Below are 15097 nucleotides of genomic sequence, written 5' to 3' on the forward strand. Positions count from 1 at the left end.
GCTTTCAGTCATTCGTTTGCTCATCGTAAAACTCCTTTGTTTTAGTTTAAAAGAAATTCTACGAGTGAGCTGTATTATTTTACGGGATAGTTACACCTCCATGTGCGCCGAAAGTAAGGCTCTGAATCGCTTTTTAGGCATTTGGGACAAAATGGTTGGTAGCGGTATGTATTACGGTTTCTCGTGTGTCTTGCGACGACCCACGGCCACATCGACTGCTGTATTAAATTGGTGCGAGAAATCTTTTCTATTGTTGAGCGCAGTGACATTCGTTGCAGCTGACTCACCGATATGCCGGAACATGCACTTAGCTTGTTAAGCCTGGCAACAGAAAGTTCTCTATCTAAATCGAATGTCCAGGCTCGCCAGTTGCCCCAAAGGTATGACGTAAGTATTAATGGGGCAGTGAAATGGTCGAAGCTTACCCTTATCAACCACGACGATAACAGCTCGTCGTCAAAAGGAGCGATATATACCGGCCACCGCCTTAGGTGAGCTTGATTGCTCTTTGCCCTCTCGTTGGAGTAAACCATGAAAAGGACTCCACAATGTCGAGATCGATTTTATCCCTACCATTATGTATAGCTTCAATTGCACAAATTTTCAGCAATTCGTGTACATTACCTAAGTTTCCGCCTGATATCGTGTGAATGCGTTCACCTATTTCTTTACTTGCTAAATTGGATTTATGTTTCAGAGGAAGAGCTTTTTCAAAGCTTGATAATAATCGAGCAAAGTCCGTATTGGGTTTCCAAAGGGGTAATTCCATTACCCAAAAACGACTTTGTAGCTGAGGGTCGTTTCTGATAACTGACAGCGCATCTTTTGTGCCTACACCGACAATAGGAATTTTGAGCTTATTCGATATCATTTTTAACTCAGCTAAGGCGTTAGTTCGCTTTTGGGCCGTCCCGGCCAGGAGCGTGTGAAATTCATCCAAAATAAGCATTTTTACGCCACAAACCCGCATCAGCTCAAAGGACTGCGCCCGTAACTGGCTTTCAGTTTGGGTCGTTTTAAATGGAGCCCAAAACTCTTCCAGAATAGAAATGTAGATATCTTTGACTTTCGGAGCTGATACTTCAGTTACGAGAACCGGCTTGTTAAGTATTTCATCTTCATTAACAACGGGTTGTCCATGCGCTTCACAAAACTTTTCTATGATGGACGATTTGCCGTTGTTGGAGTCACCAATAAGCAATGCTGAGCGCATTCGTTGTTGTGTTGGCTGCTCCATAAGGGCTTTCAATTCTTGAATAGCATTGAGCGCTACTGGGTATCCTATCCATCGTTTTTGTTGTATGAAGGCGATGCGCTCTTCATCCGGTAGAAGTGCTACCTGACGATACTTTTTATCAATATGCTTTAATTCGTCCATGTGGCCTTCACTCTATCTCAAACCCCTCAATATCTGCCCCCCAAATATCATCGTCTGTACCACGGGTTTCATTATTAACCACAGGGTCTGTTGAGCCGTTTTTGTTATTCGTGACTTTATCAGTATATATCTTCGCAGGAGAAGCCTGCTTTTTCCGTCGTGCATGAGCTTCTTTATTGCGACGCGCTTTTTTGGTCTTCGTTCTTGCCTGCTCTTCTATCTCTCGCATATTTTCTATGGCGCGGAAAATGGCGCTTTCGTTAAACGTTTTATCGTCGAGAGACTTCAGGTAGCGCTTGGCCTCATCAAGCTCCCATTTATTGGTGTATGGGTGTGTTGGGTCAGCATAAGGGACTTCGTGATATAACCTCTGGAACGGGTCGTAAACCCATACTTTCCTAATGTCTCTGGGGTCGCGCCGAACGATATACTTGAGACTCTTACCATTACTATCTCTGTGACCAATCAAATGGCGTATGCCATCCGAAAAATAATGAATATTGTCCCAGACTACACCTTGTCCCGATATGCTTCGTAGCGCTTTGGGCAAGAAGTCGAGCTCGAGTGTTAAAGGATCATCAGGGACCTCCGGCAATCCTGCCGCCATAATTCCAGACCCGCCTTCTATACCCATTTTCCATTGAGTTACCGGCGCGACGCCAATTGAGCTGTGCGGTGTATGGTGATATTCAATAATTGCGTTCACCAGCCATTTCTCAATTTCATCTATCGTCATATTAGCGTGTTTTTCAGGATCGTAAGTTTCCCGTTTATTGCTACGGTTAAACGTTTTTCCGTCCAACTCTGCTATTTTTTTGGCGAAAGTGCCCAGGTAACGTTCGACATGCCCACCAAAATTAGGTTTCTTAACTGGTCTAAACTCAATGTCAATCCCGTTGCTGGCACAGGCGTCTGATAGGTTAATAGAGCGAAAGTCTGCGCCGTTGTCGGTGTGTATCTTTTTCGGGTAACCCCAGACATTCCATTCACCTTCAATACCAACATACTTTAGCCATTTATCTTTGGGCAGTATTGAATGAGATATGCACATGGCTACGGATGTTAAGCTCGGCGCGTCCAATGAGAGATATATGCCTGTAATAACTCTGGAGAATACGTCAATCGCTACGGTAATCCAGACTCTTTTAATACTCTGGCGGGTATCCTCGTCGACTACAATTAGATCCACAGACGTATGATCAATTTGCACAACACTCAGGATAGTATTGGCGCCCGGGAACTTGCCTGCTTTTATTGAAAAGCGGTTGTTTGCCTCTTCAATCCGGCCTCTACCGCGTAAGCGTTTTTCTTCTGGGATCCTGTCAATACGCCGGTAAATAGTGGATTGGTGAGGTGGTGTTAGTCCGGCTTTAATGCAGGCACTTTTGATTTCGGAATAAACCTTTTTAGGACTTGGCTGCTTTATCGTCAGGTAAAGGTTCTCAATATAGTGCTCAACTATGGCGTTAACGTCATTGTCGAGCCGCTTACGGTTGTATTTCCACCCCCGCCGTTTTGGAATAAGGCTGGTAAGGGCTTTAGTTGATTGATAAGCCCTGAGCCAGTCGTAGAGTGTCGTATAGTGGCAATCAACCTCAGCGGCACGTAAACGGACATCACTTTTCCTTGGCTGATCGAGTTCTAGTAAAGGTTTGATAGCTTCGAGCCTGTCTTTCGCTATTCGGTAGTCGGCCTTTGAAATGTCATCTAAATCGGACTCAGCAGGTATTAAATCAGATGTAACTGTCGTGGCATGCTCGATGAGTTTACTAATTGCAACGATATCGGCCGTATTTGAGGTAATATTTTTGACGATGCATTCTTTTTCGTTGAGTATTTCTTTTACCAGGTACTCATCACCATCCATGATAACTGAGGCGCCTGGCGTTAATTTAAATCGGCGTCTTTTTAACTGATGTCCATTAGAAGCTGCCATGATTAACTCCGACGATAGCGGTTTCCTCAGATAGCGGCTCAGATAAATCTAGTTCTAGTAAATGGTCCAAGGCTAATCGCCAAATATCGTTCTTCCGGATACCAGGCGCTCCTCGCTCTGAGTTAAACCTCTGAGTAAAATTTTGTACTGAAATCGGAAGAGGCATGCTCTCTAAGTCGTTTCTAACTTCATTTACTATGGCAGTATTTACTTTTCGGCTGGCGAAGCTTCTAAGTAACTGAAGGTTCTCAAGTATGTCGCTTCTGATACGTCGTTCATCATAGATTTTAAAGATCCATCCGTTTTTCTTTGCAAATGCGAATGCTGCAGAGAACTTATAACGCAGCTTATGGAAGTCACTTTCCAGCTCTTGCTTCTCTTTAACTTCTACCAGTAATGGTTTGCGCATAGGGTTAGTGAAGTAAACCAGATAATCTGGCGTATACCGGCGCTCTATGCCATTTGCATCGATATAGAATAAGCGAGCAGGCTGCGAGACAACTCGCTCTACAGAGCGGTCATAATCCATTCGCATAACGAAGTCGCGTTCGAGGGTTGACTCGTATGGGATAGGCTCTTTACCTCGGAATGAAAAGTAGCCAGATACGCTTCTGCGCGTAGGCTTGATTTTTCGTACCGGCGTTTTGAAGTTCATGATAGTAGCGGCTATTGTGCGAATATTGATTTAACATAGCAGGACTTCAGGTAGTTGCCAAGATTGACGTTTTCAGGTAGCACTAGACAGCATGCAACTTACAAACTAAAAGTCCTCAGGGTAGTAATGAACTCCTATCTCTCCTGATTCGATTTTTTTCAGCCAGTCATGACAGACTGTCGGTCTTAAATGTGGTTTTCGAACTTTTTCTTGTTTAAGTCTTTTTGTTAGCTCGCTGGCTTTTTCATCGTCGGAAAAAACGAGTTTTTTGATGTCATAATCAAGCTCATGATTGGCACTTAAGAACTCTCCTGTCGTCAACAAGACGCAAGGTAAGGCTACTTCAGTTGGGTTGAAACTAAGCCAGTCTCTATCCTTATTAGCTAAAGCTGACAAATATGCTAATTCAGCTCCTTTTTCATGTAGTAAGTTCAGGCTGGTCTCGTAACTGATGTCATGAAGAGTTTTGAACGTTTGTTTGCAGCTCTCGACACTTTCTCCCTCTTTCGCAAACAGCTCAAATATCCGGTTCTCGAGCTCTGTCGAAAATTCATAGGAGGAGGTGTTTATCGGTTTAGCCTCCAAGCTGCAATGCAATAAGATCAGTATTATTGCAACAAGCGAGGAACGGTTCATCCCTCTGTTTAGCTCCATCTTGAATGCGCTTATGATTTGTTCATCGGTGTTATTGCTAAAGCATGAATCTATATATGCTTGTGGGAAAGGGAACAGATCGGGTAAGTCAAGCACAAACCTGCAGGCTAACACCACGATAGATAGTCTCTCTTCAAATTTATAAACATCAAAAAGCTGCTCGGTAAATGAGAGAATGCAGGTATATTCTGATAACGCTGTGTCAATTAACGTCTTCTCATACTCTTTTTTCAACAAATGGGTACTGATAGGGTCATCTTTTGATTTAAAAAGGGCTAGTGCGGTTAACAATTCCTGAGCATAGGCATGACCTTCTAATAGAGCAAGCATTGTAAGAGGGGTTGAGAACACTTCCGAGAACCTATTGCCGTCATGACTGTAATACTTGAAATTTATATAAGCTCCGTATCTCGGATTATAAGACAGTATCGAGCGCATCGTACGATATTCTATGAAAGCGGTAGTGGTTGGGATTCTTGAGTGAGCGTGCTGTTCTATTTCAGAGTCATTAACGAGAAAAACTTCGATAGCTTCCTTTGAGTTGTTGCTATTAAAGCAGTTGTACAAGCGACAGGTATACTCCATCCCCCAGAGAGTCGAGGTAGAGTCAATAAAGTGAACTGATTCATGTATATATGTCTTGTAAAACTCGATTTCCTCATCCGTAACTGCTGCCAGGCCTTTACTTGTGACTATTTCTTGGGCTCGTGCATGATTCAAATTTAAAATATCATTACGTATCTCGATAATCTGCTCGAAATAGTGATACAAGCCGTATGCATCTTTCCGGAATAAAGAATTACTCATTTCTCGCCCTGATTTATAGTTGTTATTAGCAGTATGTTGCGCAACTGCCCCCTAAATCCACTTCTATCTTTACCGCGCTGGAGGAAAACCACCATCACTTTGTTGAGCAATTCCTCGGGAATACTAAGATGACTCCTAGGTCTGTGTTGTAGCGACCATGCAAGAGTACTTCGCGCTAATGACGACTCCAATATTCTGCTCTACGCGTCTGCTCGAATAATGGTGGCTACCTGCCAAGCCGCGTTCCGTAATGCTACCGTGTCACATGCACACCACGGACGCTACTTTGATTATTATGTCGATGGGTGGGAACACATAATCGGGTTTGCTCAACGCTAAGTTAGCCCCATAGTGCCTTTTTAACTGCGCGGATACCGGCACCAACCAGTTTAAGAAACCATTTCAGCACTCTGTCTTGCCAACGCACCAGTGGTTTGGCATAAAAGTTATCAATAGCACTCAGATCGGCCAGTAAGCTTGCGCCCTTTTTATTAAAAGCCCTATTAGCACTTAAGAAAACATCGGCTCTGGCTGTCATCTCCAGCAGCTTGACTAAGTGACGCTGCTTGATGTCGGCCGGACAATCCCAACGACGTACTGCATAATACGCTTTTTCTGTCTCGGTCTGTTCAGAGCTTGGTGGAAAAATAATGGCAAATACGTCACCGTGAATGGATTGAGATATCACAAGCGCCGCTGGCGATTCTGGCAAGGCCTTTAATCGACCACTCTCGCCAGCTAAACGCTCAGCAGCAATGCTGCGGCCACCGAAACTAATACTGATGCTGTCGCTCCAGATGTCATCCAAGCTCGGTGAAAATAGCGGGTTGCTTTTCAAATGGTGCGTGTATGGCTTACTCAGACCGTAACTGTCGTATATCCATGTGGCGCCATGGACAACTTCAAGCACACGTTGTACTGCACTGGTCTCGAAATTTGTTCTATTGCAATAGCGTTTTAGAGCGAGCTTGCGTGCCTGCGTCGTTAAGGTTGGGCGGCAGAGTATACTATGTTTGAAAAAGTCGGTTGTATGGCGTAAGACGCCTTTTCTAATCGTTACTTCCATTAGGAAAACCCTCTAGTTATTTGTTAATGGTACCGCGAAATCGGCGGGTACTCTCTTATTTATAAAAAATCCAAAAAGACGCAGAAAAAATCTCTACGCCCTCTTATTTAGTGTTCACCTTTTGAGGATTAGCCCTTTTAAGAAAATAATTTCAAATTATGGCTACATACAGCGAGAACTTACCTAAGAGGCGTTGATATTAATTAGCTCGAGCCTTGGTTGGTCACATTTGTCAACATTTCACGAGTGGCTTCGGTGGCAATAGCAAATATTCTTACAAGCTATTTAAGTAGCTCTTCGAGGTTACCTGATTAGAAGTTCTTATTATGCGAAAAATCAATGTTGGTAGGGTTTATTTTGCGAACGCAACAAATGGGTATTTTGCGAAAACTATTCCTAAGTTATTGATTTATGGTTTTTCCGTAGAATTTAATTTGCGAACTGACATGGTTCACCACCTAAACCCGGTGAAGCCAGCCTCGCTCACCAAGGCGTGTTGTTTCTTGATGAGCTGGCAGAGTTTTCGCGCTATGTCCTTGATTCATTGCGTGAGCCATTACAAGCGGGCGAGGTCACCATAAGCCGAGCGGGATACCAAACGACTTATCCGGCTCAATTTCAGCTGATTGCGGCGCTTAATCCTTCTCCTTGCGGGCAGTTTGACGGGACGCTTGATAGTTGTCGTTCAACGCCCGATCAAATACTAAAATACCTAAACAAATTGTCAGGACCATTGCTTGATAGAATCGATCTGCAAGTTGAAGTGCCAAGAGAAACAGAGTCACTTCGTCAGCTTGATGCTCAGCATAAGCCGGCACCTACGTCACCTCAAATTCGTAATCAAGTTGCGGTGTGTCATGCTAAACAACGAGAGCGACAAGGGTGTTTAAATGGCGAGCTGGCAACACAAGCGGTGTTAGAGCATAGTCAATTAAGCAAAACCGATCATGCTTTCCTGGTAGAAGTGGTCGAAAAGTTGGGATTGTCACATCGTGCATTCTATCGAACGTTACGGCTTGCTCGCACGATAGCCGATCTTGATGAGGCAACCTCGGTGGGTCGGCGTCACCTTGCGGAGGCATTAAGTTATCGCGCACTGGACCGTTTGTTAGAACAATTGAAAAAATTATAAGGGACGGGAGAAATGTACTTTATTGGCTGATGTTGGCATAATCCGCGGCTTATTTTTAACCAGATTTAACCAGAATGGAAATAAGTACTATGCCGCGCAGCCTTATCTCAATCAGTAGCTTGGTGTTGTTGAGTTTGACCTCGGCCAACGCTTCTGCGGAACAATACTGGTCAGACGCCAGTTTGACTTACCTAAATGGCCATCAATACGAAGTTGGTGACCCGGATCGACAGGTTTTGACCTTTGAGTATGTCGCCGGCTATGACTGGGGCAAGCTATTTAGCTTTGCTGATCGGTTAGAATCGAGTGATGGATTTAAGGAAACCTATATTGAGCTATCGCCCGAGTACTACGTTGTCGAGTTTGAGGATACATGGGTTAAGAATATTAGCGCGTCAGGTACGGCGGAAGTCGGCGATGGCTTTACCCACTATTTGTACGGTCTTGGTGTTGCGTTCGATGCACCCGGGTTCGACTTTTTAGAGCTAGATGCCTATAAACGTAACAACGACGGTTTACCTAATAACTATCAGTTAACGGCATCTTGGGGAGCACGCTTTAGCATCGCGAATACGCAATGGTTGTATGATGGCTTTATTGATTATGCATCAGGGATTTCAGGTGTAGGTCCCGCCAACCTTAACTTTACTTCTCAACTCAAACTCGATTTAGCACCCTACTTAAATATCGATTCACCTCTATACGTAGGTGTTGAATATGTGTATTGGCGCAACAAATTCTATATTGATGGCGTCAACGAACATAACCCGAATTTACTGGTTAAGTGGCACTTTTAGTGCCACTTAACTCTAGCGGTTTAGCAACCGTGTTAGCTTTTCAAAAAGTCTTCAAAAAGCGCAACAAAACGTTCTAGATCGTCTCGAGAAATGTCTAAATGCGTGACTAAACGCAATTTCTTCGCTGCGCCAATTTTTATATGATGTGGCTCCATAAAGTGCTTTAGAGATTGAGCGAGTTCAAGCGAAGGTAAAGTTAAATACACCATGTTAGTGCGAGCTTCACTGACCACGATATCGGAGTGCTCGCAGCGTGCTTTGAGGGCGTTGGCAAGCCACTGAGCATTATCGTGATCGTCGCGAATACGTTCAATGTGATGATCTAATGCATAATTAATAGCAGCGGCTAAAATACCCGCTTGACGCATACCGCCACCGACCATCTTACGCCAACGTCGAGCACGGGCAATATAGTCAGCCGAACCAGCAAGTAGTGACCCCACCGGAGCACCTAAACCTTTCGAGCAGCATACAGAAACAGAATCAAATGGTTCAGCGAGCTCTGCGGCCGTCAATTGTGTTGCTGCCATAGCGTTAACTAATCGGGCACCGTCGAGGTGCATGCGTAATCCGTGCTGTTCAGCGAGGGTTCGCGCTCGGATAAAGTAATCTTGAGAGATCACGTGGCCGGCATGGGTGTTTTCAAACGCAAGTAAGCGGGTAATTGGAAAGTGTGGGTCGTTTGGCTTAATGCGTTCGGCAATGGTGTCTAGCGACAGAGTACCATCGGCTTCGACCTCGATGGTTTGCGGTACAATACCACCCAGCACAGCAGCGCCGCCCGCTTCATAGCGGTACGTGTGATACTCCTGACCGACGATATATTCTTCACCATTACGACAATGACTCAATAAACCCAGTAAATTGCTTTGTGTCCCTGAACTACAGAACAGTGCCGCTTCCTTTCCTAACCAACGCGCAACACGCTGTTCTAACGCGTTAATTGTGGCATCTTCACCATACACATCGTCACCCACATCAGCACGTATCATCGCATCACGCATCGCTGATGTTGGCTGGGTCACTGTATCGCTTCTTAAATCCATTTTGGTCTCGCTTAACTAGTTATTGTATTGAACAAAGCGTTCTAAGGCGGTGGTTGTTAAGTGGTCAAAGTATAGGGATAATGAACAACATTGAACAGATGAGAAAAAGCGACGCGATATGAAAGTATATGACAACGTATTGGAAATGATTGGCAACACGCCGTTGGTAAAGGTGAATAACATTGATACAGGTCCCTGTGACTTGTATCTCAAGTTAGAGCTGCAAAACCCGGGTGGGTCTATCAAAGACCGCATCGCCGTTGAGATGATCAATGCTGCCGAGCGGGACGGAAAATTAAAGCCTGGCGATACGATTATTGAGGCGACTGCAGGTAACACAGGTTTAGGTCTGGCGTTAGTTGCGGCGAGCAAGGGCTACCCACTGATGATCGTGATGCCTGATAAAATGAGCCAAGAGAAAGTAAATAATTTGCGTGCAATGGGTGCGACGGTCAAACAGACTCGCTCAGACGTACAAAAAGGTCACCCTGAGTACTACCAAGATATGGCCGCACGGTTAGCAGAAGAGAACGGTTGGTTCTACGTAAACCAATTTGAGAACCCCGCCAACGTCGAAGCGCACTACAAGAGTACGGGTCCTGAAATCTGGCAACAAACAAATGGCGAGATTGACGCTTTTGTGTGCGGTGTTGGCTCAGGCGGTACCTTAACCGGGATTGGTCGATACTTGCGTGAGCAAAAATCGGACGTTGATCTCGTGCTTGCCGATCCGGCGGGCTCTATTCTTGAGCCGCTGGTTAACCGTGGCGAGCATGTCGAAGCCGGTAGTTGGTTGGCTGAGGGGATTGGTGAAGACTTTGTCCCGAAAATTTGTGAGATCGAATTAGCCAACAAAGCCTACGCGATTTCGGATAAAGAAGGTATGCAGATGGCACGTCAGGTGCTTGAGAAAGAGGGTGTGATGGTCGGCTCATCGAGCGGTACCTTGATCGCAGCAGCAGTCCGTTATTGCCAAGATCAAACAGAGAAGAAGCAAGTCGTCACACTTGCATGTGATACGGGTAACCGCTACTTATCGAAATTATTCAACGATGAGTGGATGCGTGAAAATAATTTGCTGTAAGGAGTTGTAATAATGGCATCAAATAAACCAATGAAATTTGCGACACGCACCATTCATGGTGGTCAGTCACCTGAGCCGGTTACTGGGGCTGTTATGCCTCCGATTTTTACCAGTTCAACCTATGCGCAAGAGAGTCCGGGTGAGCACAAAGGCTTTGAGTATTCTCGTTCGCATAATCCAACGCGTTTCGCATGGGAGCGCGCTGTCGCTAATTTGGAAGGTGGCACACAAGGTCTTGCGTTTGCTTCCGGCATGGCGGCGACCTCAACAATCTTAGAGTTGCTTGATAGTGGCGACCACGTTGTCGCTATGGACGACTTATACGGCGGTAGCTTCCGCTTGTTTGATAAGGTACGCGGGCGTTCAGCAGGACTTAAGTTCTCCTACGTTGACCTTGCCGATATTGAGCAAGTCAAGCAAGCGATGACTTCAGAAACACGCATGATCTGGGTTGAAACGCCAAGCAACCCGATGTTGAAACTGGTTGATATTGAAGCCATTGTGAAAACTGCAAAGGCACACAACCCAGACATCATCGTGGTAGTTGATAACACCTTTGCGACGCCTTTCAATCAACGTCCGATTGAGCTCGGCGCTGATATCGTTATGCACTCGGCGACTAAGTATTTAAATGGTCACTCCGATATGGTGGGTGGTATCGCCGTTGTGGGTGATAACCAAGACCTAGTCGAACAGATGCTGTTTTTGCAAAACTCGGTAGGTGCTGTTGCGGGTCCTTTTGACTCGTATCTGGCGCTACGCGGAGTGAAAACCCTCGCGTTGCGTATGCGTCATCACAACGAAGCAGCGCTTGAGTTGGCGCAATGGCTTGAACAACATCCGAAAGTTGAGAAAGTGATCTACCCAGGGCTTGAAAGCCACCCACAACATGAGCTTGCTAAACGGCAGATGTCTGGTTTTGGCGGTATGATCTCAATTCTATTGAAAGGCGATTTAGCGGCTGCTCGTAAATTCCTGGAGTCAGTTGAAATCTTTGCGCTTGCTGAGAGTTTAGGTGGGGTTGAATCATTAATCGAACACCCAGCGATCATGACGCACGCGTCAGTCCCTAAAGAAAATCGCGAGAAGCTTGGCATCTTAGACAACTTTGTTCGCGTGTCGGTGGGTATTGAAGATCTGGATGATCTTAAAGCCGATCTTGATGCGGCTCTAAACGCGTTCTAAACGATCTTATCGATTAAAAACAAAGTTATACAACTTTAAAACCGGTCATCTGACCGGTTTTTTTATATTTAAATCAAAGACTTATACATTATTTTACAGTTTCGTCATAATTGAGTAGGCTTAGGAATAACAAAAAACTGCGATTTGCAGTGATAAAAATGTTCGCTAAAGAAGGAAATAATTATGCTATTGAGCCTACTGTTACTTCAGGGACTCGTAGCCGCGTTATTGTTTTACGGCTTAGTCGGTCAGTATCAATCTAAACCCCTTTGGAGTTTATTAGCGGTTCTGACTGCAGGGTTTATTCCCCCACTCAATTGGGGCCTGTTGCTCGCAGCGATTGGTCACCGCATGTGGAAACGTTCGCCAGCGATGCGTCAATCGATGCACGAACCTCAAGCACGGATGTAAACACCGATGTCAGCAGTACGCCCATTTCATTTAGCCTTACCTGTAAAGTCACTGGATAACGCGCGTCGATTCTACGGTCATATTTTGGGACTCGAACAGGGTCGTAGTAGTGACGAATGGATCGATTGGAACTTTTTTGGTCATCAATTTGTTACGCATGTAGCGCCCGAAATAGCGGGTGTGAAAAATCACAGCGGTGTCGACGGCCACAACGTGCCCGTACCTCATTTTGGGGTCGTGTTGCTACGCGAAGATTGGGATGAAGTTGCGCGTAAGATAGCAGAGTCTGACATTGAGTTTGTTATTGAGCCTTACATCCGCTTTCAGGGTAAACCTGGCGAGCAAGGCACAATGTTCTTTTACGATTACTGCGGCAATGCGCTAGAGTTCAAAACGTTTAAAAACGATGACGACATCTTCGCGACTTAAACCTGCAGCGGCTGACTCGGCTCAGCCGCAATATTGCCGCCACTTAATATAATCCCCACACGTTTACCCGCGAACTTCGTTTGCTCCTGTTTGAGCGCCGCTAGAGCAATTGCTGACGACGGCTCTACAATGATTTTAAGGCGCTGCCAGATAACCTCAAGCGCAGCTTTTGTGTCACGGTCTTCGACGACGAATAATCCGCTGAGATGCCGCTGTAAAATCTCGAAATTGAGTGCCCCCAATTGCGTCAGCAAGCCATCGCAAATACTGCGCGGCGGTTTCGCCGGTTGGCGTATGCCGCTTTGTAGCGATTCAAATCCATCATTAGCCAGTGCGGGTTCAGCACCAAAGACTTTAATATCCTGAGCGGCTAAGCACGCCCCTGCCAACAAACCGCCACCACCTAATGGCGTTATTACTGCATCTAAGTTGTCAACTTGCTTCAGTAATTCTAAGGTTGCTGTACCTTGTCCAGCGATAATATCGGGATGATCGTAAGGGGGAATAAACTGCTCACCGGTTTCGGCTCGTTGCGTGGCGAACTGCTCGCGTGCTTCCATACCTGGCTCAATGGTAACGATTGTGGCTCCGCTGGCTTCAATATTGTTGCGTTTAATGGCTGGCGCATTGCTTGGCACTGCGACGGTGACCGAAACACCTAAGCGTGCCCCAGCGTAACCAAGCGCTGCGCCATGGTTACCTGATGAAACGGTAAAAACACCGGCTTTACGCTCATGCTCAGCAAGTGCTAACAACGCATTGCTGGCGCCCCGATATTTAAATGCCCCTGACTTTTGCAGGTTTTCACACTTAAAGAAGATCTCACAGCCCAGTGCCTCATTAATCTCTGTGTTAGTCAGCACCGGCGTGTGAGTGATAAAACCCTGCAATCGTTCTGCGGCTAATATAATGTCATCGTAGCGAGGCAAGCTTATTTTAGGCATAATACGGGTCCTTCAGCGAAAACGAGGATTGCTTGTGGGTCAACTAAATACGTTCCAACGCATACGCGCGATGGAAACCGAGAAACAATCATTGTTTGCATTGTATCTGTGCGAGCGGATGCTGCCAAATTATGAATTCTTTCATCAACTCACGGGATTCGGTGAACTCAAACCGCTACGCGGAGCCTTGAACGCGTTATGGGATCGTCACGCCAATCCAAAACATAGCAAGTTGAACGCTGAGCGATGGCAAGAAAAAGTCGATGAAGTAACCCCCAGCGAGTATGGTCATGACATGCTAGGTGTCTATCCTGCAATGGATGCATGTACCGCGATAAGCACGTTGCTTCAAGGCATACTGGATAAAGACGCCAAGAATTTTGTTGATGTCGCTAAAGTCTCGCAAGCGTCTGTGGCGAAATTTATTGAGCTTAATATCGTTGATGAAGTGCCGGCTGAACAGTTGCGAGAAGCGGTCAATCAACACGAGCTGTATCAATACGAAGTGGAGATGCAGCAGGCAATGCTGACTTATCTCGAGGCACAACCGACGGTGACCAAAGCATTGGTCAATCAGCTCAAACAAATGGTAGCCGATGAAGGCATCTCCAACATCGGCCTTGAGGTCGATCAGTCGTCAGATTGACGTGCGTAGATCGTTAGCCAGCCAAAAATCCCAAAAATAAGTATTTGCCAGCCATCTCCCTTTTTCCACGGGAGTTGGCTTTTCATGGTGGCGACAAAAATCCCAAGCAGTAACAGGTGCATGATCACTAAAACACCCAGCAGCATCGCAATCAGCCCATAAGCTTGCGTACTCATCTCAACGACCAATCCAGATAGCAATGCGAGTAAAGCGAGCCAAATGATCGCGAAGATAGCCTTACCAAGAAGTAAAATAATAGTCATGAATGTGTTATCTCTTAAGTTGATGGTGTCAGCAGTCTAAAGCTGACTTGACCATGATGTTTTTCTTTGAGGATATTGAATCCTGTCAACACGTCGATTGGCAGGTTGCGCTCACTTTCGACATAAATCAGTGACTCAGCATGTAGCCAACCGTTTTTCTTAAGCGCTTCGAGCGCCGGCGATACCAGCGACTTACTAAAGGGTGGATCGACGAAGACAATATCGATTGCCGGCTGTGGAGCTGTTGTTGCGTTTAACCAATCAAGCGCGCTGTGTTGTACTACCTCAACATTGTTTGCGGACAAGCGGCTGACGTTATCACGTAGTTGCTTAGCGGCCGTTTTATCGAGTTCAATGAGGTTAACATGCGCTGCGCCACGGGAAGCTGCCTCAAAACCGAGCCCGCCGCTGCCCGCAAATAAATCAACAACCCGTGCGCCGTGAATATCAAACTGCAACCAATTAAACAGCGTTTCGCGCACACGGTCGGTGGTGGGGCGAAGCCCTTCAGCACTGAGTATGGGTAACTTGCGTCCGCGCCACTGACCTGCAATCAGTCGCAACTCACCTGTTCTCTTGTTGTTTTGTTTCTTCACAATATAATCGGCCTGCTTAATTATGTCGGTGCGTCGTCAGTTTCGCCACAGCGTGGTAAACTATGGCT

17 protein-coding genes and 1 pseudogene are annotated in these 15097 nt (G+C 45.8%); 8 read left to right on the forward strand and 10 right to left on the reverse strand.

All coding sequences use genetic code 11. From position 1 onward, the window contains the following. Positions 1–74: 74 nt before the first annotated feature. The 6 genes from DFP83_RS13805 to DFP83_RS09645 all read right to left on the reverse strand — a co-directional run bounded on the left by DFP83_RS13805 (position 75) and on the right by DFP83_RS09645 (position 6496). On the reverse strand, positions 75–533 hold the full coding sequence (locus DFP83_RS13805; protein WP_110575181.1) for a TniQ family protein: 459 nt from the start codon (positions 531–533) through the stop codon (positions 75–77). After that, complete coding sequence (locus tag DFP83_RS09625) at positions 488–1378, reverse strand: TniB family NTP-binding protein (RefSeq protein WP_110575182.1); 891 nt, start codon at positions 1376–1378, stop codon at positions 488–490. Before DFP83_RS09625 ends, DFP83_RS13805 begins: the two co-directional genes overlap by 46 nt. Before the next feature lie 7 nt (positions 1379–1385). After that, positions 1386–3314 carry a Mu transposase C-terminal domain-containing protein gene (locus DFP83_RS09630; protein WP_110575184.1) on the reverse strand — a complete coding sequence of 643 codons (1929 nt, stop codon included), beginning with the start codon at positions 3312–3314 and terminating at the stop codon, positions 1386–1388. Further along, positions 3301–3969 (reverse strand): TnsA endonuclease N-terminal domain-containing protein, encoded by a 669-nt coding sequence (locus tag DFP83_RS09635; RefSeq protein WP_110575186.1) that lies wholly within the window; start codon positions 3967–3969, stop codon positions 3301–3303. The genes DFP83_RS09630 and DFP83_RS09635 overlap by 14 nt, the downstream gene beginning before the upstream one ends. 105 nt (positions 3970–4074) lie before the next feature. Beyond that, positions 4075–5430, reverse strand: coding sequence for a hypothetical protein (locus tag DFP83_RS09640; RefSeq protein WP_110575188.1), 1356 nt, complete (start codon positions 5428–5430; stop codon positions 4075–4077). Between the two features lie 340 nt (positions 5431–5770). Then, complete coding sequence (locus DFP83_RS09645) at positions 5771–6496, reverse strand: hypothetical protein (RefSeq protein WP_110575190.1); 726 nt, start codon at positions 6494–6496, stop codon at positions 5771–5773. 460 nt (positions 6497–6956) lie between these two features. On the opposite strand from DFP83_RS09645, the pseudogene DFP83_RS13745 reads away from it, so the two are divergent. From DFP83_RS13745 to DFP83_RS09655, 3 genes and pseudogenes are all read left to right on the forward strand, one after another. After that, positions 6957–7262: pseudogene (locus DFP83_RS13745) on the forward strand (ATP-binding protein); the annotation flags it as partial. Beyond that, positions 7260–7628 (forward strand): magnesium chelatase subunit ChlI family protein, encoded by a 369-nt coding sequence (locus DFP83_RS13750; RefSeq protein ID WP_275540966.1) that lies wholly within the window; start codon positions 7260–7262, stop codon positions 7626–7628. The pseudogene DFP83_RS13745 and the gene DFP83_RS13750, both read left to right, overlap by 3 nt. A gap of 89 nt (positions 7629–7717) precedes the next feature. After that, on the forward strand, positions 7718–8425 hold the full coding sequence (locus DFP83_RS09655) for a DUF5020 family protein (protein WP_241971621.1): 708 nt from the start codon (positions 7718–7720) through the stop codon (positions 8423–8425). 32 nt (positions 8426–8457) lie between these two features. Here DFP83_RS09655 and ltaE read toward each other — a convergent pair whose 3' ends face one another. Beyond that, complete coding sequence (ltaE, locus tag DFP83_RS09660; protein ID WP_110575196.1) at positions 8458–9471, reverse strand: low-specificity L-threonine aldolase; 1014 nt, start codon at positions 9469–9471, stop codon at positions 8458–8460. Positions 9472–9589: 118 nt separating this feature from the next. On the opposite strand from ltaE, the gene DFP83_RS09665 reads away from it, so the two are divergent. The 4 genes from DFP83_RS09665 to DFP83_RS09680 all read left to right on the forward strand — a co-directional run bounded on the left by DFP83_RS09665 (position 9590) and on the right by DFP83_RS09680 (position 12580). Next, entirely contained in the window at positions 9590–10555 is a 966-nt protein-coding gene (locus DFP83_RS09665) for a cysteine synthase A (RefSeq protein WP_110575198.1), read from the forward strand. A 12-nt stretch (positions 10556–10567) separates the two neighbouring features. Then, positions 10568–11740 carry a cystathionine gamma-synthase gene (locus DFP83_RS09670; RefSeq protein WP_110575200.1) on the forward strand — a complete coding sequence of 391 codons (1173 nt, stop codon included), beginning with the start codon at positions 10568–10570 and terminating at the stop codon, positions 11738–11740. 183 nt (positions 11741–11923) lie between these two features. After that, positions 11924–12151, forward strand: coding sequence for a hypothetical protein (locus tag DFP83_RS09675; protein ID WP_110575202.1), 228 nt, complete (start codon positions 11924–11926; stop codon positions 12149–12151). A 6-nt stretch (positions 12152–12157) separates the two neighbouring features. Then, positions 12158–12580 carry a VOC family protein gene (locus DFP83_RS09680; RefSeq protein WP_110575204.1) on the forward strand — a complete coding sequence of 141 codons (423 nt, stop codon included), beginning with the start codon at positions 12158–12160 and terminating at the stop codon, positions 12578–12580. Here DFP83_RS09680 and DFP83_RS09685 read toward each other — a convergent pair. After that, the gene (locus DFP83_RS09685; protein ID WP_110575206.1) at positions 12577–13524 is read right to left on the reverse strand and encodes a threonine/serine dehydratase family protein; all 948 of its coding nucleotides are present in this window, start codon (positions 13522–13524) and stop codon (positions 12577–12579) included. The two genes, DFP83_RS09680 and DFP83_RS09685, sit on opposite strands and share 4 nt — an antisense overlap. Positions 13525–13558: 34 nt before the next feature. Between DFP83_RS09685 and DFP83_RS09690 the strand changes: the two genes are divergently transcribed. Next, positions 13559–14170: a YjaG family protein gene (locus DFP83_RS09690; protein ID WP_110575208.1), complete on the forward strand. Its 612-nt coding sequence runs from the start codon at positions 13559–13561 to the stop codon at positions 14168–14170. On the opposite strand, the gene DFP83_RS09695 is transcribed toward DFP83_RS09690, so the two are convergent. Both DFP83_RS09695 and rsmD read right to left on the reverse strand, forming a co-directional pair. Then, entirely contained in the window at positions 14155–14433 is a 279-nt protein-coding gene (locus tag DFP83_RS09695; RefSeq protein ID WP_110575210.1) for a DUF1145 domain-containing protein, read from the reverse strand. The two genes, DFP83_RS09690 and DFP83_RS09695, sit on opposite strands and share 16 nt — an antisense overlap. 14 nt (positions 14434–14447) lie before the next feature. Continuing rightward, positions 14448–15029: a 16S rRNA (guanine(966)-N(2))-methyltransferase RsmD gene (rsmD, locus tag DFP83_RS09700; RefSeq protein WP_110575212.1), complete on the reverse strand. Its 582-nt coding sequence runs from the start codon at positions 15027–15029 to the stop codon at positions 14448–14450. Positions 15030–15097: the final 68 nt, after the last annotated feature.

The organism is Idiomarina fontislapidosi (assembly GCF_003226255.1).
Lineage (GTDB): Bacteria > Pseudomonadota > Gammaproteobacteria > Enterobacterales > Alteromonadaceae > Idiomarina > Idiomarina fontislapidosi.